We start from the raw sequence: 21723 nt of genomic DNA on the forward strand, positions 1-21723 counted from the left end.
CTTACATCGAGAGTCCGCAGGAGGAGGGAAAAGACATGCATGCCTGACAACCATATAATCCCTGTCTCCAGCGGTCTTTTCGAACACCGTGAACGTATTGGGCCTGCATTGTGGGAATTCCTGTGGTGCATCGATGCAGTGACTAGCGAGGAAATCGACACACAGGGAAACCATTGGGGACTGGTACACGGCGGGGCAATCGTGAAGTATGAGCGCATTGCCCAAGAAGCCATGACAAGCGAACGAACAGTTAAGCGGAATATGGCCCTTTTAATGGATGAAGGCTATATTGAGACCGTTCGGACAGCCCGGGGGTACATCATAAAACTTGCCAAAAATAAGAAAGACATCTTTAAAAAGAGAAGTGCCAATAGTGGCACATCACAAGAAAGTGATATACAAAAAGTGGCACATCACAACGAAAGTGAAGTGCCATATGTGGCACCTCTAAAAGACTTTAAAGATCTTAGTACTACTTCTACTACTATTTCTACTGATGAAATTTCAGAATCTAAAAAAGAGCAAGACCCGTACCTGCAACTATTAAATGCTTACTGTTCTCTTAACAGCCGCCTTGAGATTCATGTGAGACGGAATGAGCGCGAAGCCATGGGTAAGATGGTCGCCGGAGGTATACCAAACCCTTTTACCATCCGAACTATGGAGAGCCTCCTTGAGGCCAAGCGCAAACGCGAAGGAGATGCATTCGAACTTCCAACAAGTTTTTTGTATTACAAAAATGCGATATGGGACGCTTGGAGAAATGAGAAGGCACTAACCATAGGGGAGCCGCCTGCTGCCAGGGAAGGCATTGGCTCGGATCAAAAAAACTCCTACAAAAGCAAGCAACAGCGAGATTTAGACGAACTCGACAAAATGCGACTGGAGGCCATGGAACGTGAACGAAACCGAAGTCATTGACCTCATGAAAGTTATTAAGCGAAGGTATCCTAGTTTCGATACAAGTCCCGAGAACGTCAGGGATCATGCTAAGTACTTGCGAGATTTCCCCTTTGAGGCTGCGTTAGAAAACGTCGAAAAGTATATTCTAACGGATCGTTTCCCACCGACAATTGCGGACATTCGCGGACGGCTCGGTGACCTTCAGGATAGTCAGCGAAGCAAGGATGAAGCTGCGGCCTTTCAAGCGAAACTTGACCAGTGGGCTGCAGATGACAGACCGCCGCCAAATGGTTACTGGGAGCGGGTCAGACAGAAGCTGCAAAGGAAAGATGATCAGTGAGTAGGCTTGAAGAAGTATTAGGGCTTTTAGGTATTGATCCCCCTTGCGATGTGGCGGCGGAACAAGCGGTATTGGGTGCTGCTTTGCTGGATACGGCAGCGCTTGAACTCATGTTGGATCTGCTGCAGGGCGGTGAGTTTTACAACAAGGCAAACGGGCGGATTTTTAGAGCCATAAGCCAGGTTACTGCGGAAGGAAAAGTTGTTGATTATCTGTCGGTCATAGGACAACTTCAGGACTCCGAGGAAATCGAAGCGGCTGGTGGTATCGGATACTTATCCGAACTGGCCAACGCTGTCCCAACGCTTGCGAATGTCGATTACTACGTAACTCGTGTACAGGAAATGTTTATGCGACGTCAAGCAATCGATACCTCCCTTTCATTGCTCGGAGAAGCTGCACAAAAACAAGATGTTCAGCATTTTGTCGTCATGGCAGAGCAGGCAGTGTCAAAGTTATCTGATCAGACAACCCCCACGCAGCAGTTTGTTGGCCTTAGGCAAGTGTTGATGCAGGTTTGGGAGGATGCGGAACAACGGTATGACGCGCGCTACACGAACCGCGGTATAACAGGGATCAAATCAGGATACGACGATATAGACCGGATGACAGCGGGCTTTCAACGTTCAGATTTGATTATTGTTGCAGCTCGTCCTTCGGTCGGTAAGACAGCTTTTGCTTTGAACATTGCCCAGAATGTAGGGGTGAACGAGAAGGAGACCGTCGCCATTTTTAGTTTGGAAATGAGTGCTCCCCAGCTGGTCCAACGGATGATATGTGCCGAAGCGCAGGTTGATGCCAGTCGGATGCGATCCGGACTTTTTGAAGGGGATGACTGGGAGCGAATGAGTGGAGCGGTCAGTAAACTCGCCGAGGCAGATATCCATATCGATGATACCCCCGGCATCACAGTAAATGAAATCCGATCAAAGTGTCGCTGGTTGAAAAAAGAGCGTGGGCTTGGGATGATCTTGATCGATTACTTGCAGCTCATCCAGGGCAGCGGCCGCCGTGGCGTGAACAGGCAAGAGGAGGTATCCCAAATAACACGGACCTTGAAGCAGATCGCCCGGGAGCTGGATGTACCGGTCATTGCGCTCTCCCAGCTGAGTCGTGGTGTGGAGCAGCGTCAGGACAAACGTCCGATGATGTCTGACCTTCGAGAGTCTGGGGCCATTGAGCAAGATGCGGATATCGTGGCGTTTTTGTACCGGGATGATTACTACGATAAGGAATCCGAAAAAAAGAATGTTATCGAGATTATTATCGCTAAACAGCGTAATGGTCCGGTTGGCACCGTGGAACTGGTATTCCTTAAGCAGTTCAATAAATTTGTCAGTTTGCAGCGGGCATTCAGCACGGACCCACCTGTGAAGAATAAAAGCGGTCCGGCTATCCCGGACATGTACAAGGGAGGCAGAGGGGCATGAAAAAGGTGCGTTTTGATCCATTGTACCAAACCAAGTTTCGCTACTTAATCCGGCATCGAGGAAAAGTGATCGGCGTGGTGTACACGCTACGGCCTTATTGGCGTAACCGGGGGAGGTATCGGGTTTGAAGCTCATGGGTATTGATCACGGTACTAATTACGCCGGATGGGCGACAATGAAGAGAGGCACACCGTCATCATTTGGGTTACGAGACTATAGCAAAATCAGCATGCCAGATGTATTGGACGCGATATACCAGGACTCCTATAAACTTATAAAACGGGAGCAGCCAGATATCGTCGTGCTCGAGCGCCCCGTGCATTTTAAAAATGCCAACAGTGTACTTGCCTTAGTGGGTGCCTATTCCATGGTCACACTGGCTGCGCTGCACCTGGGCAAGCGGATCGAGGGCATCCGTCCCACTGAGCTCAAGATGCAAACGGGCAAAGGGAATGCTGACAAAGAGACCGTGGCCGCCGAAATGATGATGCTGTTCGATTTGGACTATGATCAGATCGCAGTACCCGTGCTGTACAAAGCAAATAAGGGAAAAAATAAAATTGGCGACGTGAAGGAAAGGCTTTTCGACCCATCCGATGCGATTGCACTCTGCTGGGCCTATCATCAAAAATACATCAATGGAGCGTGAACAACATGTCATTTACAGAATTTAAGGCTATCCTCAAATCGGTAGGAATGGGATCGAAGAAAAAGATTGTATTAGAAATTAATGACGCGGAACTGAAGGGCAAATTTGATATTTTGGATGAAATGGTTGATACCCGGGTAGCGATCAGTATCAATGCCGAAGTTGTCCGTTTCAAAGTGCAGATTAATACGAAAACCGATAAGCCGATCAAGTCCTATACGGTGGACGAAACTGGGATCGTCAGCGAGGTTAAGCCGGAAGGGGAGCAACTTGAAGCTGATCTTGACTTACCCAAAGACAAGCTTGCGATTAAAAATGTACCAGAAGTAATTGAGCGTGAAATCGTAGACGATTTTATCCTTTCCGGTCTGGCTCCAATTTATGAAGATATGCGGTGGTACCCGGTTCAGCGCTGGATCGAACGTATTAACAATGGTGAAACGTATCTGAAAGTCGCCACTGAATCTGGTTTGAGCAGTGGCAAAGCCGTGGAGCTGATCGATGAGTATCGCTCCCGTGTTGCCCCCTTGGCCGCCGCTTGGGACGAATGGAGAAAATCGAAAGCCGAGGATTCTTCTGAGCAAGATGAGCTAGATGATGAACAGGAACATATAGGGCAACAGTCGGATCCGGGAGCAACTTCTGGAGAAGATGAAGATATTGAGATTATGGATGAATCTAACATGGCTCCAAATTATGACGGGAAGCAAGTTATTATCGCTCAGCAAAAAGGCACAAATTGGGTTGAGTATGTTTTTCCTATCGTGGATGGAGAGGCAACTTACCCTAAAAAATATGTAGATGGTAAATGCGTACTTGGGATGAATGCTGACGAAGTAAGAAAAGAGATCGGAATTGCCCCGATAGGTGGATATTCACCAGGGCATATTCGTTACCTCATCGGTGAAATACTTGCTTTTGGTGGTGAGCTTCGTGACATTCCATTAGATCCCCTGGGTGATACTGATGGTGACAATGACGACCCCAATGACTTGGAGCATGACTCGAAGGGTGGCGGGGTTACCGAAACAAATTCAGACTCATTGGACCTCGATGCTTACATTTTGAAGAACAAGCCAAGCTTCGAAGACATTCCTTATGATTTCCCAGCACTTCTGGAGCGTCGGAAAGGCGGAGAGACTTGGATGCAGATCGCGGCATCCATAGGAGTTACATCCGGCCAATTGGCTGCCGCATGGAGCAAATACAAGAAGCGTATTAAAGAAGAGCGCAGCAACGGTGCTGCTTAATGGGTGAGAAGAAAATGCTGGATCTAAACAATCTCAATCATCAGCTTGTAGTGGCAGCACTAGACGGTATGGTCGAGAACGATGGTCTAACGCCTCATGCAGCCTTCGATGTGTTGGGCGATATCAAACGGAACAACTGGCACTCACTTGTTGAAATTAAGAGGGAGGTGCAGAGCGGATGATAGAGTATACACTGACCCCGGAAGAATTGGCTGCACTTAATCGGAAATATGCAGGTCCTCAGATACAGAAATGGCAGCGATCTATGACACGTGAGGAGTATCTGCAAGCGATGTTTGATGGAAAGAGTAGCGCAGATATTATGCTAAGTTATTTTAACAATGACCCTCAAGAGTTGAAGAAACAACTCAGAGAGTGGGGATTGAGCCAAGAACAGGAGAGAAGGGAGCTGGAGGAATTGGGGCGGATAACCAAACCGATTGAAATGACACGTGAGCAATATCTGCAACGCCGGGCTTCGGGTGAAGGAAGAATGCGTATTAGTCGATCGCTTGGTGTTGATAACAAACGGTTCTACGCACTTTTGACTGAATGGGGTTTGCGGGAAAAGGACGCAGAGGAATGGGCTATAGAGCTACTGATCACGCAGAGTGATGAACAGTCATCAGAAGAAATTATGCCTGAGACGCAGCAGGGGAACACGGAGACACTGGCAGAGATTGGGGCTGAGCAGGAGACTGCAAACCTGCAGACCGATCTTCAGAAATCGGAACAGGAGGCAACCAGTATTCTGGAGCGTGACCGTAGGATTTCTGAATTGAATGGGCAGATCAATGATTTAGAAGCCCGTTACCAATTCGACAAGGAACGAACACTGAAGCTTGAGGGGGATGTCGAACGACTGGTCCGCAGGCTGGAAGAAGAGGAAAGGGAAACGAAGCATCTGAACGAACTCCTGAAAGGCGCAGCCATCGTCGCCGATCAGGCTGGTGCTCGGATCAACGAATTGGAGGAGGAACAATGCGCTTTGCTGGCAATAATCGATGCCGCTTCCGAAAATGCGGCTGATCCTGTAGTGATTATTCGTGTGCCAATTACTGCCGCCATGCAGCCGATTCAGCAGCGCATCGGTGTTTATAACGGCATTGATTTATTTGAAAGTGCTGTTGAAGCTGCGGAGCTTGATCGTACGCGAGTCATGAGTGAATTGTTTGCTCTGGTCCAGAGAGTTGCTGATTACGTGACGTCGGATCTCGTGGAATTGATCCCTGGTGAAGATGTTTCGAAGTATGTGCAGCGCTTTATGGCCTACCACAATGATCAGCATATAGAACGGATGAAGATAAAGCAGCAGGCGGGGTGAATCAGATGCGAAATACTTTGGGGGATTTAAATAATCATTTGTTCGCTCAATTAGAACGGTTAAGTGACGAGGGTCTGACCGGCGATAAGCTGCTTGAAGAGATCAACAGGGCAAAGTCTGTTACAAGCGTGGCATCTCAAATCATAGCCAACGGTGCTCTTGTACTGGAAGCGAGAAAGCTCGTTGACGACAGGATGAATGCGGACACAACTATCCCGAAAATGCTGGAGGGTTGACTGTGAAACATCATTTCAAGCCTGATCAGATTAATTTCATAATCGAAAACGTTAAAGAGAGTAGTAACGCCAATTTAACAGAATTATTCAACAAAAATTTTGGTCTGAGTTTACGTGTTGCTCAGATCAAAGCGTTTAAAAAGAATAATCAGTTAAGTAGCGGATTGACTGGGAGATTTGAGCCCGGGCGCACACCTTTTAACAAGGGGAAAAAGAAGGATTGGGCTGGCGGTGAAGCCACTCAATTTAAAAAAGGTCACAAGCCACACAATTATGTGCCTGTAGGTTCAGAAAGGATCAACGGTGATGATTACGTAGACGTCAAGATCGCCGACCCAAACAAGTGGCGAGGAAAACACCAACTTGTTTGGGAGAAAAATAATGGACCCATACCGAAGGGGTACGTAATCATTTTTGGTGACGGAAACCGACGCAATTTCGATCCGAACAACCTGATTCTTATATCGCGTGGGCAACTCGCCATAATGAATAAAAACGGTCTGATTCAAAACAACGCAGACCTCACAAGAACCGGTATTATTATGGCGGACATTTACCGAAAGATCGGGGAAAGGAAGAGAAGTAAGCGCAGGGGCAGGCGTAGCACGGACAGCAAAGGATATTTTGAGGAAGGAGTATCAACCGAATGATCGAGACTATAGTTATCGCTGCTAATGTCGCCTTTTTGTTGACACTGGCTTTGGATGCCGCAATTGAGGAGGGATCAACCAAATGAGTCAACACAATTTAGGGCATGGTCCTATCGTATTACAGCAACAAGATGACGGGTCATTCCAACTCAGAGATAATCTATCGCGGTTATGGTGCGCTTGCGGACAACCGGCAGTCCATCGTTTTAACCAAGAGTTACCACCCAATCAATTCAAATGCATCAAATGTGCTTTAGGGGAGGCAGCAGGCCAATGAAGGCTATAACGATATGGCAGCCATGGGCGACGCTGGCGGCGCTTGAGGAAAAGGGGAACGAGACTCGCGGATGGGCCACGAAGTACCGCGGCCCAATTGCAATCCACGCCGCCAAGTACATTGACGGGGAAGCATGCGAACGGGAGCCGATCAAATCGACGCTGGCGAAGCACGGTTATACGGCAGACAATCTGCCTACTGGGGCGATCGTTGGGTTTGCGAATTTGGAGGAGTGCTGGTCGATCGGAGAGGATTATCAGAGTGGCATGCCGATCCTGTATAACGGAGAGGGCGGACGCACGAAGCTGGTCAACTCGACAGAGGCGGAGTTTGGGTGGTACGCGCCTGACCGCTTCGCTTGGGAATTTGCCGACGTTAAGCAACTACCAGAGCCGATCCCGGCCAAGGGACAGCAAGGATTATGGAACTGGGAGGTTTCCCAATGACAGAACGAGCGGAAGTATTAATTTCAGGGTGAAGATCGGGCAGCACAAGCAGCGGCAGTAAAAGAGGGATACCACTTTTTAACATAGGACGGTGTATAAGGAATGAAACCCGATGAAAAGAATTGCCCAGAATGCGGTATAATCCTTTGCCAGTTGTGCGAAGAAAAACATGCAAAGCTTGTTATTGTTAATTCCAAGAACGGTAACCGCATGAAAATATGTACAGATTGCAATGAGGAAATGGGATTTAAATGATTAACTTATAGAGTGGGGGAATACCCGTGAACAACCCGGAGGATATTGTAGAAGTGTATCAGTCACTATTAAAATATTTCGATAGAAAAGGTTATATTGTCGCAACGCCTGACGGAAAAATCCAATGTATTGAACTATCCAACGCACCAATGAACCATGTCCGTATTCAATTTACAGCAAAAGTAGAGGGTGCTAACGAAATAGAACGGGGAAAATTCGAGGTGTATGGAATTCTGCAATTCGAGTTAGGCAAAACGGTAGAAACGGACCCAAAATTCGCAGATCAGATCATGAACGATATGCAATATTTTATGGAGCATTTTGAAGGAACAAGAGAATAAAACAAATTCCCCAGCGTGTGCCTTGGTCGGAGGCGCTGGGGAATAACCATTCTCATCACCATAATACCATAAGGGGCGGTGTTGAGGAATGGCGGATCAAGATGTAATCAATTCCTTTTTCAGGGAAACGGTATGCGGGAATTGTCCAGGAACCTTATGGGGTGAAAAAAGCATATGCCGAGTCCATGAAAAATCGATCGGTCTTATCGAAAGTTGTGAGCAATGGAAGGGCAAAAAAGTTGGAGAATCTAAGCAGCAGCTTGAACTATTTGATATCAGCCCAGCCATTGAAATTATTCAGCGTGTTGAGCAAGAATTGAAGGATTACAGCTGGATGAGGCGGGAGATCCGGCGGCTTCAGATTAAAATTGACCAGGCTCTGCAATCCACGCCAGATACTTCGAATCGGCTTGTATCCACGTATGGAATTGAGGCAGCTATGCCTAAGGCTCAAGGTAAACGCCTAACCGAGCTGACTGTAGATGAAAAGCAGTATGACCGCATGGTTAAAAGACTCAATAAACTGAAAACTCAAATCGAAAATATAGATATTGCTTCCGAAAGTATAACGGATGAGAGGGAAGTCACTGTGCTTGAATGCATTCTTGATGGGGTAAGGATGAACGAAACTGCGTTTCATGTAGGGATATCAAGAACCTGGTTAAATGAAATCAAACACGAAGTCATCCGTAAGATGGCTTGGATCATGTATGAAAAAGAATTGAAAAACGTGGTGTACGTTTCTAACAAAATGCACACTTTGGACGCTTCGGACGGGATTTGATGGTTGGTCGATGGAAAGTGTATACTCAGTACAGGCAATTAAATATGCAAGGCACAGGGCGCAGGTTATGCGTTCTTTTTTTATTCTTGACGAGAATGCATGTTCGCAGTAAAATGCCCTTATACGTATTTAGTTACTAAGTACGTAAGCTTTTAAATGCACGAGCACACCAAGGGCGGTTTTGAATACCTCTGGATTTGAGGATAGGAATATTTGGAATCGCTGCCGCTCCATAGACCCCGACGGAACTGAGGCTTGCGCGATCTGCGCACGGCGACGTGAGGGAGTGGGTGGGTTGCCGTAGGCGGTTTTTAAAACACCGCTTCAGTAACTAAGTACGTAGAATAGACGATTATCACAAAGCCCCACATGCCTATATAAGGCGTAGGGCTTTTTTGTGTTCTATCTGTCGAATGATGGTGAACGGAGGTAAGGAGGGGCGTTCAAGTGATTGTGTGTTCGTCTTGACGGTTTTACTTTGGGCTAAATACCGACATTACACAAGGGGTTGTCCAAGAACGATTTGTGGATATACGTCTGGATTAAAAAGGAAATAGTCGCCTGCTGTCGAAATGTGATGGTGGGGGGTGATACAATGGTGGCAGTAGTAGGGTTTGAAAATAGGAATTTCGATACACTTGCCCGAGAGGTAAGTAAATATGCAGCGAGTATTCCTGCAGAGAAATTTATTGACATTAAGTACAGTAGTGCAACACTAGTAGTTGGCGTGTTTCCAGAAGTAAGTTACACAGCATTGGTAATATACAAAGAATAAATAATATGACAAAAGCACCCTAACCGGTGCTTTTTATTTTGAAAGGGGCAAGTATTTTGGATATCAGAATCGTACCTATCAATCAGATTAAAGCAGCTGCTTATAATCCACGTATCGATGTGCAGCCTGGCGATCCAGAGTATGAGCAGCTTCGCCGGAGCATCGTAGAATTCGGCTATGTGGAGCCTATTGTATGGAATGAACGAACCGGCAATATGGTTGGGGGACATCAGCGATACAAGATCATGGTTAACGAGCAGGAGCATACCGAACTGGCTGTGTCAGTCGTGAACCTGGATGAACAGCAGGAGCGGTTGCTGAATCTGGCGCTCAATAAAATTTCTGGACGCTGGGATGATGAGGCGTTGGCAAGACTGTTGGCCGAGCTGCAGGGGGATGGTACTGATCTGGATCTATCTGGCTTCGATGAGGGTGAAATTAATCGGCTGCTCACTGCTTTCGCTGAACCGTCCACTGATCAACTTGGCGATTTTCAGAACCGAGAGCTGGATGTAAGCGAATTTGACGAATCAAGGTTTGACTGCAAATGTCCAAGATGCGGCTTCGTATTTAATCAGGAGGAACCATCATGAGTCACTCTGCATGGGACTGGAAGCTTTCTGACCTTGCCAACGTTCAGCGGCATAACCGGACAGTGTTTTCATGCTTCAGTTGTGGTGGCGGCTCAACCATGGGTTATAAGCTTGCAGGATACGCGCTGTTGGGGAATGTGGAGATTGACCCACAGATGATGAAAATATACAAGACGAATCACAACCCGCGTTTTCCCTTTCTGATGCCGATCCAGCAATTCATGGCGTTGCCTGATACGGAGCTGCCGAGAGAACTGTTCTGTCTGGATATACTGGACGGTTCGCCACCCTGCAGCGTGTTTTCAACGTCGGGGGATCGGGAGGATAAATGGGGAAAGAATTTTAAGTTTCGAGAGGGGCAGGCAGTACAGAGGCTGGATGATCTGTTCTTCGACTTTCTTGATGTAGCCGATAAACTGCGGCCTCGGGTGGTAGTGGCTGAAAACGTGCGCGGTATGATGATCGGAAAAGCCCGTGGCTTCGTCAGTCTTGTATTGTCGAGGTTTCGAAAAATGGGGTATAGACCGCAGCTGTTTCTTCTCAATTCGGCTACGATGGGCGTTCCTCAAAAACGGGAGCGTCTTTTCTTTATAGCGGCTAGAGAAGACCAGCAATTGCCGCAGCTGACGCTTGAATTCAACGAGTCCCCAGTGTTGTATAAGGATATCCGCAGCGGGGAAGGAAAACCGATAAACCCAGCAAGCAAGACGTTCGAACGTTGGCAAAAGCGGCGACCGTCTGACTTAAGTATCGGTGATGTGACGGAGCGTGAAGAAGGCAAGATGAGCAACTTCAATACGATTCTGCTCAAGGATCAGAAGGTCGCAAACACACTTGCAAGCTCATCCGTTTTTCTGCGTACGGATCAGCCGAATCATATCAGCAATACTGATTGCATTCGAATGCAGACTTTTCCTGCTGATTATGACTTTATGGACGCCAATGTACAGTATGTTTGCGGTATGAGTGTACCGCCTTTAATGATGCAGCGGATCGCTGAGCAGATACATTCCCAATGGCTTAGCTCAAAATAAAAAGGAGGGCGCGTCAACGCCCTCCCTCACACCGAGTTCCCCCGGCTGAGATAGCGGCCCGCCACGCGTGGCATTTTGCAGACATCCGCTATCTCGTTTTCCATAATAACGGAAAGCCGAGGGGAACGACAATGGGAACATCAGATAATAAGGATTTGTTGCTGCAGCACGAGCTCACGGTATTGGCTGGTATTCTGGAATCAAAGGAGCAGTACCGAAAGATCGTCAAGGCTGGCATTGCCCGATGGGTAAAGGATTTTCAGGACGGCAACATTGAGATAAAGACAGTGGACGATCTGCGGAAGCTCATTGAGCTGGACATAGAATTGCAAAAGGATGAATTCTAGAACGTTGTGGTGTTAAATTTAATTTCCTTTTTCTTATCATGTAAGTGTACGGCCGAGGTCGATACAGAGAAAAGGAGAAATGAAAATGAAAATTCAAAATTGGTTAACAGCCCTTATGCAAGAACGAGGTATTAATAGTAAAACCCTTCCAGAAAGAATTGAAGAGGTGAGGCGGTTGCAGTACAAGGAGTACAACCAGAAAGTAGACAAGGTTGTACACACCTACCCTGATTTTATAACCAAGTATAAGCACAGATTGGAATGAACTGTAACAAGAGGGAGATGAGCCGTCACAGCTCATCTTTTTTCTTTTCGGGGGGTGGTGATCGTGTAGTATGGCTAGAGAAAGAAGTCCAGACAGGGATATAGCAAAGCAGATGTGGCTGGATAGCAACGGTAAGATGAAGCTTAAGGACATTGCCGCCGAGCTGGGACTCGGGGAAACACAGGTCCGGAAGTGGAAAAGTCAGGACAAATGGGCCGCTACGATCAATAGTAACGTTACCAATGAGCAGGTAACATCGAATAGTAACGTTACCAAACGAATAGGAGCGCCACTTGGTAATAAGAACGCTGTTGGTAACAAGGGCGGTGCTCCAAAGGGCAGCAAGAACGCTCTTGGTAACCGTGGAGGTCACGGTGGACCGCATGGAAATAAGAAGGCAGTTCGTACAGGGGAGTTTGAGTCCATATGGTTCGATACGTTGGAGCAGGACGAGCAGGAGCTGCTCGGGGAGATTGACACCGATCCGGTACGCCAGGCTGACGAAGCGATAACGTTACTGACCATCCGGGAGCGTCGCATGCTACAGCGGATTAAGCGGCTAACTGACGGCCTGACCGAAAATCAACGGCGTGTGCTACAGCAACTACGCACGACAAAGAAAGCTATTCCGCTTCATGATGAGAAGACCGGAAAGACAACAACGGTCATCAACTCACGGGACGAACTGGTCACGACTGAGATAGAGGAGACTGCCTATCGATCCATTGAGGATATTATCCGCATCGAGGAAGCGTTGACCCGGGTACAGGGGCAGAAGATTAAGGCGATTGAGCTCAAGAATAGGCTTATTGCTGTTGATGAGGAAAAGCAAGTTCGCACGGCTATCCTCCAGATCGAGCTGAATAAGCTGCAAGGAGTCGCGGGTGCAACACAAAGCTGGACTGACGCACTAAAGGAGATTGCACAGCGGCGTAAGGCACGGGTGGCTGCTGATGAGTAAGCCTTATAACGTAATGTCCGATGTGGCACACCTGCTTGATCTATATTGGGACGATCCGGTAGCTTTCGGTGAGGACATGCTGGACTTTGAGGCGGACGACTGGCAGCAAGCGGCCATGATGGATGTTGCTCATCATCCGCGTACAAGCGTGCGCTCTGGACAAGGGGTGGGGAAGACTGGTTTCGAGGCGGTGTTGGTCATTTGGTTCCTCTGCTGCCGACCAAACGCCCGTGTCGTATGTACGGCCCCCACCAAGCAGCAGCTCAATGACGTATTATGGGCTGAGGTTGCTAAATGGTTGGAATCATCCATGGTTAAAAACCTGCTTAAATGGACCAAGACTAAGGTCTACATGATTGGCCATGAGGAGCGGTGGTTCGCTACAGCCCGGACCGCAACGAAACCAGAGAATATGCAGGGCTTCCATGAAGATTACATGCTGTTCGTTGTAGATGAAGCTTCGGGTGTCGCGGATCCGATCATGGAGGCTATTCAAGGTACGCTTTCCGGTTTGGAGAACAAACTGCTGATGTGCGGGAACCCGACCCGAACGAGTGGGGTTTTTTATGATTCCCACAATCGGGACCGCAGCCGGTACCGGACCCACAAAGTTGACAGCCGTGACAGCAAGCGGACAAACAAAGAGAACATTCAAATGCTTATTGATAAATATGGAGCTGAGAGTGATGTTGTCCGTGTACGGGTCTATGGGGATTTTCCTAAAGCAGAGGCGGATTCATTTATTGCATTGGAGCTTGTGGAACTGGCAGCTGGCGGATCCGTTGAGCCAAAAGGTGGCACGCTCCATTTGGGCGTGGACGTTGCACGTTTTGGTGATGATGAAACAGTCATTGCCCCGCGTATTGGGTTGAAGGTGTTCAAGCTTCGTTGCTATAACAAGCAGGATACTATGGTTACGGCTGGTAATGTAATAGCTACGGCCAGAGAAATGCTCCGATCGTTTCCGCTGCTTCGAAGCGTTGAAATCAAGGTTGATGATAGCGGCGTTGGTGGCGGCGTCACAGACCGGCTTGAGGAAGTGATCAGGGAGGAGCAACTGAAGGGCTGGCAAGTCATTCCCATTAACAACGGATCCAAACCAACAAGGAATGAAGATGAGCATTACGAAAACCGCGGGACGGAGACCTGGGCAGACCTCCGGGATATTTTACAGGAGTGCTTCTCCGGACATATCCAAGGAAAGCCTATTGAGGTTGAGTTGCCTAATGACGAGCGTTTAATTACACAGCTGACCCAGAGGAAGTACCGTATGACCAGCAAGGGAAAGATTGCGCTCGAGCGGAAAGAAGATATGAAGAAGAGAGGGCTGGATTCCCCGGATAGGGCGGATGCGGTCGTTTTGTCATTTGTAAGCAAGAAAACGGGTGTGTATTTCCCAAATGAAAAGTAGGAAGGAGGGAAACAATGCTGTTTGCACTCAATGGCGAAATGCAGAATATCGAACGGATCCTCAAAGAGGGGGCACAGTCCGCTGCCACAATCGAGCAGATCATTCAGCTAGAAACCGGGGAATGGCGTAATTCCGCTAAAAGGAAGTGGATGTCTATCGGGGAACGCTATTACCGAAATAAGACGGATATCCTTAGCCGCAAGCGTACAGCTATAGGGGAGAGTGGAGCCAAGGAGTTTGTAGGTAACCTGGCTAATAATAAACTGACCAACGGCTTTATCAGGAAGCTCGTAGACCAGAAGGTGGGCTATCTCTTAGGTAAGCCGATGAGTATCCAAGCAAAGCCGGATGAGTACCTGAAGGCGCTGAACGACGTATTTAACGGATACATGCTGCGGCGGCTACAATCCACCGCGAAAGCTGCAGTCAATGCGGGCATTGCTTGGCTACATGTCTACTATGATGAAGCAGGGGCTTTATCCTTTAAGAAGATGCGAAGCGAAGAGATCCTGCCTCTTTGGAGGGATGAAGAGCATACGATATTGGACGCTTTAATCCGGGATTATGAGGTTGTTGTGTATGAAGGGATCAAGCATACAACTGTACGTAAAATCGAATGGTGGGATACACAAGGGGTAAAGCGATATGTAGTTGGGGGTACGGGCCTCATTCCAGACGTAGTAGTGGGAGATGCCGGGTCCCACTTCACTGTTCTGCAAGGGGAAGAGGAAAAGCCACTGAACTGGGAGCGGATACCGTTCATTGCTTTCAAATACAACGAAGAAGAGCAGCCACTCGTCGAAATCATCAAGTCGTTGGTAGATGACTATGACCGGAACAAGTCGGACAATTCGAACAACCTGGAGGATCTCCCTGACAGCATCTATGTGGTCAAGAACTATGGGGGTACTAAGGCTAGCGAATTTCGAAAGAATATCGCCATATACCGAACCGCTTTTGTCGAAGCCGATGGTGGTGTTGACACACTTGGATTGGACATCAATACAGAAACCTATAAAACGCACCAAGAGCAGAACCGGAAGGATATTTATGAATTCGGTCGGGGGGTTGATACCCAAGCCGCCAATTTCGGGAGCGCGCCGAGCGGCGTGGCTCTGCGCTTCCTTTACTCCGATCTGGACTTGGATGCAAGCCTAATCGAGAGGGAGTTTCAGGCATCGCTTGAGCAACTACGCTGGTTTATTGATACACATTTGTATAACACCACTGGCGTCGATTACAGCGGCGCGGACGTGACGTTCATCTTTAACCGCGATATGCCGGTCGATGAGTCCGCGGTGATCGATGACATTAAGAACAGCGTGGGCATTTTGTCGGATGAGACGCTTGTTGCGCAGCATCCGTATGTGACAGACGTTAAAGCTGAGCTGGACCGGATCAAGAAACAAAAGGATGAGGCATTAGGGCAAATGGAAAATTACGCTGGGATTGGAGGTGGTCCTGATGCTGGAGCAGGAAACCAGTCGCAAAGTCAATGAAATGATCCGCGGCATGTGCTCCTTTTGCACCGATAGCTTCAGAAAAGGTGAACCTGTTAATAGCGATGATCTCAATGCCCTTGCGGAGCTCATCACAGCGGTTAATGCCCCTGACTCCAATGATAAACTGCCGTTAATTGGGTTTATTACTTCGGGAGATCCTTCTGGTGATGACACATGAAGTCACCTGAATATTGGGCCAAACGATTTGAAATGCTGAGTGAATCCCAGCTAAATAAAGGCGAAGCTTATGCCAATCGAACTGATGTAGAATATAAAAAGGCTATGGCGAAGATCAAGAAGGATACTGACGCCTGGTATCAGCGATTGGCGAAGAATAATGATGTTAGCGTTGCAGGTGCACGTAAATTGCTTAAGGCCAATGAGCTTGAGGAATTCAAGTGGGATGTCAAGGACTACATCAAAGCAGGCCGCGAGAATGCTATTGATCAACGTTGGATGAAGCAGTTGGAGAATGCAAGCGCAAAGGTCCATATCAGCCGTTTAGAGGCGCAGCAGTTGCAAATGAGGCAGCATATCGAAATGCTATCAGCATCGAAGCAGGCAGGTACCAAGGAGCTGCTGGGCGGTATCTACAAGGATAGTTATTATAAAAGTATATTCGAGCTTCAAAAAGGTTTCGGGGTAGGTGCAAGTTTCGCCAAGCTGGATGATAGGCAGTTGGACATGCTGCTCTCACGACCTTGGGCTGCCGATGGTGCCATTTTTAGCAGTAGGATATGGAAGGACAAGGTGAAGCTGCTCAATGAGCTTGATACCACGCTCATACAGAGTCTGATACGCGGCGATCCATCAGATCAGATGATTAAAGCCTTTGCTGACCGCATGGGTGTTTCAATGAGGGATGCAAGGCGGCTGGTCATGACGGAAACGGCTTATTTTTCTGGACAAGCAACATTGGATGGCTACCGCGAGTTAGGGGTAGAAGAGTATCAATTCATGGCCACTTTGGATCGGAAAACATCAAATATCTGCCGGGCTATGGATTTGAAAATATTTCCGATGGAAGAAGCGCGAGCTGGCGTGAATTACCCTCCACTTCATGCACACTGCCGGTCAACAACGGTACCGCACTATGAGGACAATATAACGGAGCGTATAGCCCGTGGAGCGGACGGCAAGACGTATATGGTGCCAGGTGATATGAACTATGAGCAGTGGGCAGCTAAGTATGCTGAGGATGCCAAGAAACCGCCGAAGCTTGCACCACCGATTCAGGTAGATCCACCAAAGGTGACACAGAAAGAGGCAAACATACCACCAGAGGGTGAACCTCCGGTACCTGCTCCATTTGTACCGGCTAAGTCGTTACAAGCTGCTGAAACTGCTGCGAAAAGAGACTATGGTTTTGAGGTTGCGGATTATACGGGGCTTGACTTGGAGAGTGCCAATTCGATGAACCGGGCGATCGATAAGGCAATGGAGAATTTCCCGAGCATCAAAGGCTTTGCCAAGGAGATAAAAGCTGTTGATACTGAGGATTTTGTTGCTCAAGCTGGGCTGACCTATGAGGGAGGTATGGCATTTGCAAACCTGAAAATATCAACCAGATATTACAATTCATCCGACATTGATGATATAATTAAAGCATCGGTTGATGCTAAGCATTGGCCTATCGGTTCGACAAAGGAATCCCTTTTTGTGCATGAGTTTGGGCATTTACTTGAGTATGCGCATGCCATGAAGGTAATGGGCGCATGGACGGGAGCGGCGATATCGGTTGATGATGCACAAGTCATTTGGTCCCGAATAACAAAGGGACTTCTGTCTCAGGCGATTATGGCGGAAGCACTAGCAAATCTGGGAATAAAGAATACCGCTCAAAACATCATAGACGAGCTTAGCAATTACGCCAATAAGAACACGAAAGAATTTTTGGCAGAGGCATTTGCTGAAGCTATTGGAACAGCTAATCCGCGGCGTCTTGCTCTTGAGGTCATAAACATATTGAAGAGAAAGCTGAAGGAGGCGGGGATGTAATGGTTCCATTCATTTCACCAAAGTTAGCTCCTTGGATTAATTTCGGGAATGATACTGTGATTCTGAAAACGGGAGCACCCGAGGAAGTAAAGCCGCTATATGAAAAGTTAAAATCTCAAATGGAAAAAGTAGATCAAGGATCAATGAAATGGAAGACGGAATAAAGCACTTTCCCATAAAGCGGAGGGTGCTTTTTTGTTTGCCGTCCTTTTGGTATTGCTGACGTTAAAGAACAAGACATCACCGGTCGCGACCGGGTAAAAAAGCGAAGATGAATCCGGAGGGATATAAAATGAATAAAGAACAGTTTATAGCATTGGGTTTAACGGAAGAACAGGCAACAAAAGCTGCAACTGCATCCGTTGAGGAATTGAAAGGGTTTGTACCGAAAGCAAGGTTTGACGAAGTGAATACGGCAAAGAAAACCGCCGAGGATACACTGAAGGAGCGAGACAAGCAGCTTGATGAGCTCCAGAAGTCAACCGGTGATGCTGCGGCATTGAAGGAGCAAATTACGCAGTTGCAGACGGATAACAAGAGTGCTAAGGAAAAGTATGACTCTGATCTGAAGGAGCTACGCCTGGGTACAGCCGTTAAGCTGGCTCTTAGCGGCAAGGTGCATGACCCTGATATTGTGGCAAGCCTGCTGGACAAATCAAAAATCGTGCTGGACGAAACCGGCAGCGTAAAAGCCGGTTTGGACGACCAAATCAAAGCCCTGCAAACGAGCAAGGCTTTTTTGTTTGTCCCGGAAGATAAGGGCGGGCAATTCCAGTTTAGAGGAACTAAACCGCCTGAGGGTGGCGGAAATGGTGGCAATGAAGGCGATAAAGACGGGGCATTTGGAAAGCGCCTGGCTGACTTCGCCAAACAGAACGAGGGGCTTGCAAAAGCCCAAGAATCGTACTTTAAATAATGGAGGTTGAAAGCGAATGAGCAAATTTGTTGAAACGGTTTATGGCAACAACAAGCAAATCCTTAAATTCCCGGACCATTATGTGGCTCTTGCGGTAACCGTGGATGATACGGGCATTTCGGCAGTAGACGGTAAAAAGATTGTGCCTGCAGGTACGATTGTTGGTAATAGCATTCTCTCGAATCCAGCCAACCTTGCGGTAGCTGCAAATGGTTCCGGATCCGAGGGCGTCCTGCTGAATGATGTCGATGTGACATACGGACCGGCGCCGGGCGCCATGATCATCCACGGCTTCATTGATCTTGCCAAGCTTCCTGCTGCTCCAATTACTGCTGCTGTAACTGCATTAAAACAAATCACGTTTATCGCCTAATAGGCGGAAAGGAGCATCAAATACATGCCAACAATATTTGACATGGTCAACTCAAAAAACATTGCAACTTACTACACAAGTACTCCATCTAATACTATTCCTTACTTGGGTGCGACATTGTTCCCTCCCAAGAAAAAACTGGGACTAGACCTAAAGTGGATTAAAGGATCGAAAGGGCTGCCTGTATCACTGCAGCCTTCAGCATTTGACGCTAAAGCAACCTTGCGTGACCGTATTGGGTTTACGAAAATAGAAACAGAAATGCCGTTTTTCCGTGAAGCAATGCGCATCGGCGAGAAAGATAGGCAGGAATTACTGCGGTTAGCTGATGGGGCTAATGAAGCTTATATCATGCCATTGATCACGCAGATTTTTGACGATGTTTCGACATTAGTTAGTGGTGCCAGAGTTATCCCTGAACGGATGATCATGCAGTTGTTGTCATCCGGCAAAATCCGGATTACTGCGAACCGCCAAGACTTTGACTATGATTTCAAACTGCCCAATTCCCATAAAGTTACGCTGGCGGGTACCAATAAATGGGCTGATCCAGATAGTCAACCAGTCCAAAATATCCAGGCATGGATAAAAACAATTAATACGGATACTGGGGCAACCATTTCGCGTGCTATTTGCACGACAAAAACGTGGGGATACCTGCTTACACACCCTTCGATCCGTTTGGATATGAACCCTCTGGGCGGCCAAAACGTGATCATGACTGATACCATGCTTGAAGAATATCTCCGGGTAAAGCTAAAGCTTAAGGTTGCTGTCTATGACAAAATGTATGCTTTACAAGATGGGTCAACACACCAGTTTTTTCCGGATGACTACTTTACACTCATCCCTGATGGCAATTTAGGCAACACATGGTACGGCACAACTCCTGAAGAGGCAGATCTAATGTCAGGAGCCACTTCTGCCGAGGTTTCGATCGTTGATACCGGCGTTGCTGTTACCACGATCAAAGAACCGCATCCAGTAAATGTGGAAACCATTGTTTCCGAGATCGTGCTGCCGTCTTTCGAAACGATTGACAATATTTTCATTGCGAAGGTGAATTAAGAGGGGAGCAATCCTCTCTATTTTTGTCCGCCATAGAGCGGTGAAGGGAGAATAACATGCAAATTTATGATCGAGCTACAGGAAAATGGCTATGGGTAGGGGTGGGTAACCCGTTACCAACCACTCAATCTGCACGTTCCGCGCTAGCCGTGACTCCAAGCAATACGGTTGACCTGGCGGAAGGCGCAACCAAGTATGTGTATGTGGGAGCGGATGGTGATTTAAAGGTCGATATGGCAGATGGAACTACCGTAACCTTTACAGCTTTGCCAGCGGGTGTGTTCCACCCTTTGGCAGTCAAACGGATACATGCAACGGGTACCACGGCTACAGGTATTGTAGCTGTCCGATAGGAGGCAATACTGTGACCATTGCTGAATACCTGATTAAGCTCAAGATGCTGCTGGGAATAACACTCGACGATACTTCTAAGGATGAACGACTCACCTTTGTTCTGGAAACCGTGGTCCAAGCTGTGTTGGTCTATTGCAATATCACAGCTATCCCGAAAGCGCTGAACAATGTGATTTTAGTCATGTCCGAGGATTATTACCGGGGCAAGTATCCGACAGAATTTGAGCAAGCTCCTGCAGCAGTAACCAGTGTCAAGCGTGGTGATGTACAAACGAACTTTGGTTCTGCTAAGCCGGTTGTTAAAGTTGGGTCCGGAGCGGATTTTGTGCAGAGTTATGAAAGTCAGTTGATTGCATTCCGGAAATTGAGGTGGTAAGTATGGCGTTTGGGAATGTTGCTGCTGAACGGGCGGCGATTGAGATGACTTACGAGGGGCTTTGTACAGTCACAGAGTTTGTAAAGACCAAAGACCCAGACACGAAGGCAAACAAGCAGCAGGCTACTCCTGTGTTGCTCAATCAACCTTGTGCGTTGTCTCAGGCGTCCTTGCCAGCTGCTGGAGCATCGGACACAGCCAATGAGATTAATTATGATGCCAAGCTGTTCATATCGCCTGATGTGACGATCCAGCCGGGCAGCTTGATCACCGTTACTCAAGATGGTATGACGTTTAAAGGTAAACATGCTGGAGAGCCATTCCGGTACCCAACACACCAAGAAATCATGCTTAAAAGGGTTGATCGGGCATGAGTAGCATGGGTAGCTTTGATTTTGAAGATTGGAAGAAGCTCCAAAAGGACCTTCAACGATTGCAGGGCAAGCTCCCACAATTCTACGAAGAGTGTATTAAAGAGCTTGTCGGACGACTACTCGCCAAAACAAAGGCTCGAACGCCTGTAGGGGTGTATGAGGATAAGTGGGTTGAGTTCACTACGAAGACCGGCAAGGAAGTCCGATTCTTTGCAAGGGCACATGGCAAGCAAGGGGGTACACTTCGACGCGGCTGGACAGTCGGTCAGGTTGAACGAACGGCAGGAGGCTACCAAGTTGAAATCATTAACCCTGTACCATATGCGATGTATGTAGAGTATGGACACAGGGCAAGGAATGCAAAAAACGGCATGGGATGGGTAGAAGGTAGGTTCATGTTGACCAAATCGATCGAAGAGTTGGAACGCGAAATGCCTGCCTTTCTGGATCGGAAAATGAAACAATTCTTGGAGCAGAATTTGGGGTGGTAA

Annotated in this window: 31 protein-coding genes; all 31 read left to right on the forward strand. The window is 47.7% G+C overall.

What is annotated here, in order from left to right; all coding sequences use genetic code 11:
• The first annotated feature begins 39 nt into the window (after nt 1-39).
• The 31 genes from LRL21_RS41540 to LRL21_RS41685 all read left to right on the forward strand — a co-directional run bounded on the left by LRL21_RS41540 (nt 40) and on the right by LRL21_RS41685 (nt 21723).
• Nucleotides 40-921, forward strand: a complete 882-nt coding sequence (locus tag LRL21_RS41540) for a hypothetical protein (protein ID WP_240421626.1) — start codon at nt 40-42, stop codon at nt 919-921.
• Complete coding sequence (locus tag LRL21_RS41545; RefSeq protein WP_240421627.1) at nt 899-1243, forward strand: replicative helicase loader/inhibitor; 345 nt, start codon at nt 899-901, stop codon at nt 1241-1243. The genes LRL21_RS41540 and LRL21_RS41545 overlap by 23 nt, the downstream gene beginning before the upstream one ends.
• Nucleotides 1240-2673, forward strand: a complete 1434-nt coding sequence (gene dnaB / locus LRL21_RS41550; RefSeq protein WP_240421628.1) for a replicative DNA helicase — start codon at nt 1240-1242, stop codon at nt 2671-2673. The genes LRL21_RS41545 and dnaB overlap by 4 nt, the downstream gene beginning before the upstream one ends.
• On the forward strand, nt 2670-2801 hold the full coding sequence (locus LRL21_RS45950) for a hypothetical protein (RefSeq protein ID WP_275901156.1): 132 nt from the start codon (nt 2670-2672) through the stop codon (nt 2799-2801). The genes dnaB and LRL21_RS45950 overlap by 4 nt, the downstream gene beginning before the upstream one ends.
• A 5-nt stretch (nt 2802-2806) precedes the next feature.
• Nucleotides 2807-3322, forward strand: coding sequence for a crossover junction endodeoxyribonuclease RuvC (locus LRL21_RS41555; protein WP_240421685.1), 516 nt, complete (start codon nt 2807-2809; stop codon nt 3320-3322).
• Nucleotides 3323-3327: 5 nt separating this feature from the next.
• Nucleotides 3328-4572 carry a hypothetical protein gene (locus LRL21_RS41560; RefSeq protein WP_240421629.1) on the forward strand — a complete coding sequence of 415 codons (1245 nt, stop codon included), beginning with the start codon at nt 3328-3330 and terminating at the stop codon, nt 4570-4572.
• On the forward strand, nt 4572-4754 hold the full coding sequence (locus LRL21_RS41565) for a hypothetical protein (RefSeq protein ID WP_240421630.1): 183 nt from the start codon (nt 4572-4574) through the stop codon (nt 4752-4754). Before LRL21_RS41560 ends, LRL21_RS41565 begins: the two co-directional genes overlap by 1 nt.
• Nucleotides 4751-5896, forward strand: coding sequence for a hypothetical protein (locus tag LRL21_RS41570; protein ID WP_240421631.1), 1146 nt, complete (start codon nt 4751-4753; stop codon nt 5894-5896). Before LRL21_RS41565 ends, LRL21_RS41570 begins: the two co-directional genes overlap by 4 nt.
• A gap of 5 nt (nt 5897-5901) precedes the next feature.
• Nucleotides 5902-6132 (forward strand): hypothetical protein, encoded by a 231-nt coding sequence (locus LRL21_RS41575; protein WP_240421632.1) that lies wholly within the window; start codon nt 5902-5904, stop codon nt 6130-6132.
• A 2-nt stretch (nt 6133-6134) separates the two neighbouring features.
• Entirely contained in the window at nt 6135-6782 is a 648-nt protein-coding gene (locus LRL21_RS41580) for an HNH endonuclease signature motif containing protein (protein WP_240421633.1), read from the forward strand.
• A 273-nt stretch (nt 6783-7055) separates the two neighbouring features.
• Nucleotides 7056-7505: an ASCH domain-containing protein gene (locus tag LRL21_RS41585; protein WP_240421634.1), complete on the forward strand. Its 450-nt coding sequence runs from the start codon at nt 7056-7058 to the stop codon at nt 7503-7505.
• A gap of 281 nt (nt 7506-7786) precedes the next feature.
• Nucleotides 7787-8101: a hypothetical protein gene (locus LRL21_RS41590; RefSeq protein ID WP_240421635.1), complete on the forward strand. Its 315-nt coding sequence runs from the start codon at nt 7787-7789 to the stop codon at nt 8099-8101.
• Between the two features lie 88 nt (nt 8102-8189).
• Nucleotides 8190-8885 carry a hypothetical protein gene (locus tag LRL21_RS41595; RefSeq protein ID WP_240421636.1) on the forward strand — a complete coding sequence of 232 codons (696 nt, stop codon included), beginning with the start codon at nt 8190-8192 and terminating at the stop codon, nt 8883-8885.
• 595 nt (nt 8886-9480) lie between these two features.
• Complete coding sequence (locus LRL21_RS41600) at nt 9481-9660, forward strand: hypothetical protein (RefSeq protein WP_240421637.1); 180 nt, start codon at nt 9481-9483, stop codon at nt 9658-9660.
• Between the two features lie 56 nt (nt 9661-9716).
• Nucleotides 9717-10253 (forward strand): ParB N-terminal domain-containing protein, encoded by a 537-nt coding sequence (locus LRL21_RS41605; RefSeq protein ID WP_240421638.1) that lies wholly within the window; start codon nt 9717-9719, stop codon nt 10251-10253.
• On the forward strand, nt 10250-11287 hold the full coding sequence (locus LRL21_RS41610; protein WP_240421639.1) for a DNA cytosine methyltransferase: 1038 nt from the start codon (nt 10250-10252) through the stop codon (nt 11285-11287). The genes LRL21_RS41605 and LRL21_RS41610 overlap by 4 nt, the downstream gene beginning before the upstream one ends.
• Nucleotides 11288-11418: 131 nt before the next feature.
• Nucleotides 11419-11634 (forward strand): hypothetical protein, encoded by a 216-nt coding sequence (locus LRL21_RS41615; protein WP_240421640.1) that lies wholly within the window; start codon nt 11419-11421, stop codon nt 11632-11634.
• An 85-nt stretch (nt 11635-11719) separates the two neighbouring features.
• Nucleotides 11720-11899, forward strand: a complete 180-nt coding sequence (locus LRL21_RS41620) for a hypothetical protein (protein ID WP_240421641.1) — start codon at nt 11720-11722, stop codon at nt 11897-11899.
• A 70-nt stretch (nt 11900-11969) separates the two neighbouring features.
• Nucleotides 11970-12860 (forward strand): phage terminase small subunit, encoded by an 891-nt coding sequence (gene terS, locus LRL21_RS41625; RefSeq protein WP_240421642.1) that lies wholly within the window; start codon nt 11970-11972, stop codon nt 12858-12860.
• Nucleotides 12853-14271, forward strand: a complete 1419-nt coding sequence (locus LRL21_RS41630; RefSeq protein ID WP_240421643.1) for a DEAD/DEAH box helicase family protein — start codon at nt 12853-12855, stop codon at nt 14269-14271. The genes terS and LRL21_RS41630 overlap by 8 nt, the downstream gene beginning before the upstream one ends.
• Nucleotides 14272-14285: 14 nt before the next feature.
• Nucleotides 14286-15770: a phage portal protein gene (locus LRL21_RS41635; protein WP_240421644.1), complete on the forward strand. Its 1485-nt coding sequence runs from the start codon at nt 14286-14288 to the stop codon at nt 15768-15770.
• Nucleotides 15736-15951, forward strand: coding sequence for a hypothetical protein (locus LRL21_RS41640; RefSeq protein ID WP_240421645.1), 216 nt, complete (start codon nt 15736-15738; stop codon nt 15949-15951). The genes LRL21_RS41635 and LRL21_RS41640 overlap by 35 nt, the downstream gene beginning before the upstream one ends.
• A complete protein-coding gene (locus tag LRL21_RS41645; RefSeq protein WP_240421646.1) occupies nt 15948-17771 on the forward strand; it encodes a minor capsid protein in 1824 nt (607 codons plus the stop codon). The genes LRL21_RS41640 and LRL21_RS41645 overlap by 4 nt, the downstream gene beginning before the upstream one ends.
• Complete coding sequence (locus LRL21_RS41650; RefSeq protein WP_240421647.1) at nt 17771-17935, forward strand: hypothetical protein; 165 nt, start codon at nt 17771-17773, stop codon at nt 17933-17935. Before LRL21_RS41645 ends, LRL21_RS41650 begins: the two co-directional genes overlap by 1 nt.
• A 128-nt stretch (nt 17936-18063) precedes the next feature.
• Complete coding sequence (locus tag LRL21_RS41655) at nt 18064-18687, forward strand: phage scaffolding protein (RefSeq protein WP_240421648.1); 624 nt, start codon at nt 18064-18066, stop codon at nt 18685-18687.
• Nucleotides 18688-18703: 16 nt separating this feature from the next.
• Complete coding sequence (locus LRL21_RS41660) at nt 18704-19060, forward strand: hypothetical protein (protein ID WP_240421649.1); 357 nt, start codon at nt 18704-18706, stop codon at nt 19058-19060.
• A 24-nt stretch (nt 19061-19084) separates the two neighbouring features.
• Complete coding sequence (locus tag LRL21_RS41665) at nt 19085-20128, forward strand: major capsid protein (protein WP_240421650.1); 1044 nt, start codon at nt 19085-19087, stop codon at nt 20126-20128.
• A 56-nt stretch (nt 20129-20184) separates the two neighbouring features.
• The gene (locus LRL21_RS41670; RefSeq protein WP_240421651.1) at nt 20185-20481 is read left to right on the forward strand and encodes a spike base protein, RCAP_Rcc01079 family; all 297 of its coding nucleotides are present in this window, start codon (nt 20185-20187) and stop codon (nt 20479-20481) included.
• A gap of 11 nt (nt 20482-20492) precedes the next feature.
• Complete coding sequence (locus tag LRL21_RS41675; RefSeq protein WP_240421652.1) at nt 20493-20858, forward strand: phage head-tail connector protein; 366 nt, start codon at nt 20493-20495, stop codon at nt 20856-20858.
• 2 nt (nt 20859-20860) lie between these two features.
• Nucleotides 20861-21232, forward strand: coding sequence for an ABC transporter ATP-binding protein (locus LRL21_RS41680; protein WP_240421653.1), 372 nt, complete (start codon nt 20861-20863; stop codon nt 21230-21232).
• Nucleotides 21229-21723 carry an HK97 gp10 family phage protein gene (locus LRL21_RS41685; protein WP_240421654.1) on the forward strand — a complete coding sequence of 165 codons (495 nt, stop codon included), beginning with the start codon at nt 21229-21231 and terminating at the stop codon, nt 21721-21723. The genes LRL21_RS41680 and LRL21_RS41685 overlap by 4 nt, the downstream gene beginning before the upstream one ends.

The organism is Paenibacillus periandrae, from assembly GCF_022458865.1.
Taxonomy (GTDB): Bacteria; Bacillota; Bacilli; order Paenibacillales; family NBRC-103111; genus Paenibacillus_S; species Paenibacillus_S periandrae.

Bases quoted from the DNA above. Each gene is read 5' to 3' on its own strand.
- LRL21_RS45950 (WP_275901156.1), top strand. From the start codon at position 2,670: ATGAAAAAGGTGCGTTTTGATCCATTGTACCAAACCAAGTTTCGCTAC.
- LRL21_RS41665 (WP_240421650.1), top strand. From the start codon at position 19,085: ATGCCAACAATATTTGACATGGTCAACTCAAAAAACATTGCAACTTAC.
- LRL21_RS41650 (WP_240421647.1), top strand. From the start codon at position 17,771: ATGGTTCCATTCATTTCACCAAAGTTAGCTCCTTGGATTAATTTCGGG.
- LRL21_RS41660 (WP_240421649.1), top strand. From the start codon at position 18,704: ATGAGCAAATTTGTTGAAACGGTTTATGGCAACAACAAGCAAATCCTT.
- LRL21_RS41680 (WP_240421653.1), top strand. From the start codon at position 20,861: ATGGCGTTTGGGAATGTTGCTGCTGAACGGGCGGCGATTGAGATGACT.
- LRL21_RS41630 (WP_240421643.1), top strand. From the start codon at position 12,853: ATGAGTAAGCCTTATAACGTAATGTCCGATGTGGCACACCTGCTTGAT.
- LRL21_RS41560 (WP_240421629.1), top strand. From the start codon at position 3,328: ATGTCATTTACAGAATTTAAGGCTATCCTCAAATCGGTAGGAATGGGA.
- LRL21_RS41595 (WP_240421636.1), top strand. From the start codon at position 8,190: ATGGCGGATCAAGATGTAATCAATTCCTTTTTCAGGGAAACGGTATGC.
- terS (WP_240421642.1), top strand. From the start codon at position 11,970: ATGGCTAGAGAAAGAAGTCCAGACAGGGATATAGCAAAGCAGATGTGG.
- LRL21_RS41570 (WP_240421631.1), top strand. From the start codon at position 4,751: ATGATAGAGTATACACTGACCCCGGAAGAATTGGCTGCACTTAATCGG.
- LRL21_RS41635 (WP_240421644.1), top strand. From the start codon at position 14,286: ATGCTGTTTGCACTCAATGGCGAAATGCAGAATATCGAACGGATCCTC.
- LRL21_RS41585 (WP_240421634.1), top strand. From the start codon at position 7,056: ATGAAGGCTATAACGATATGGCAGCCATGGGCGACGCTGGCGGCGCTT.
- LRL21_RS41575 (WP_240421632.1), top strand. From the start codon at position 5,902: ATGCGAAATACTTTGGGGGATTTAAATAATCATTTGTTCGCTCAATTA.
- LRL21_RS41540 (WP_240421626.1), top strand. From the start codon at position 40: ATGCCTGACAACCATATAATCCCTGTCTCCAGCGGTCTTTTCGAACAC.
- LRL21_RS41620 (WP_240421641.1), top strand. From the start codon at position 11,720: ATGAAAATTCAAAATTGGTTAACAGCCCTTATGCAAGAACGAGGTATT.
- LRL21_RS41685 (WP_240421654.1), top strand. From the start codon at position 21,229: ATGAGTAGCATGGGTAGCTTTGATTTTGAAGATTGGAAGAAGCTCCAA.
- LRL21_RS41565 (WP_240421630.1), top strand. From the start codon at position 4,572: ATGGGTGAGAAGAAAATGCTGGATCTAAACAATCTCAATCATCAGCTT.
- LRL21_RS41610 (WP_240421639.1), top strand. From the start codon at position 10,250: ATGAGTCACTCTGCATGGGACTGGAAGCTTTCTGACCTTGCCAACGTT.
- LRL21_RS41655 (WP_240421648.1), top strand. From the start codon at position 18,064: ATGAATAAAGAACAGTTTATAGCATTGGGTTTAACGGAAGAACAGGCA.
- LRL21_RS41615 (WP_240421640.1), top strand. From the start codon at position 11,419: ATGGGAACATCAGATAATAAGGATTTGTTGCTGCAGCACGAGCTCACG.
- LRL21_RS41640 (WP_240421645.1), top strand. From the start codon at position 15,736: ATGCTGGAGCAGGAAACCAGTCGCAAAGTCAATGAAATGATCCGCGGC.
- LRL21_RS41555 (WP_240421685.1), top strand. From the start codon at position 2,807: ATGGGTATTGATCACGGTACTAATTACGCCGGATGGGCGACAATGAAG.
- LRL21_RS41670 (WP_240421651.1), top strand. From the start codon at position 20,185: ATGCAAATTTATGATCGAGCTACAGGAAAATGGCTATGGGTAGGGGTG.
- LRL21_RS41645 (WP_240421646.1), top strand. From the start codon at position 15,948: ATGAAGTCACCTGAATATTGGGCCAAACGATTTGAAATGCTGAGTGAA.
- LRL21_RS41600 (WP_240421637.1), top strand. From the start codon at position 9,481: ATGGTGGCAGTAGTAGGGTTTGAAAATAGGAATTTCGATACACTTGCC.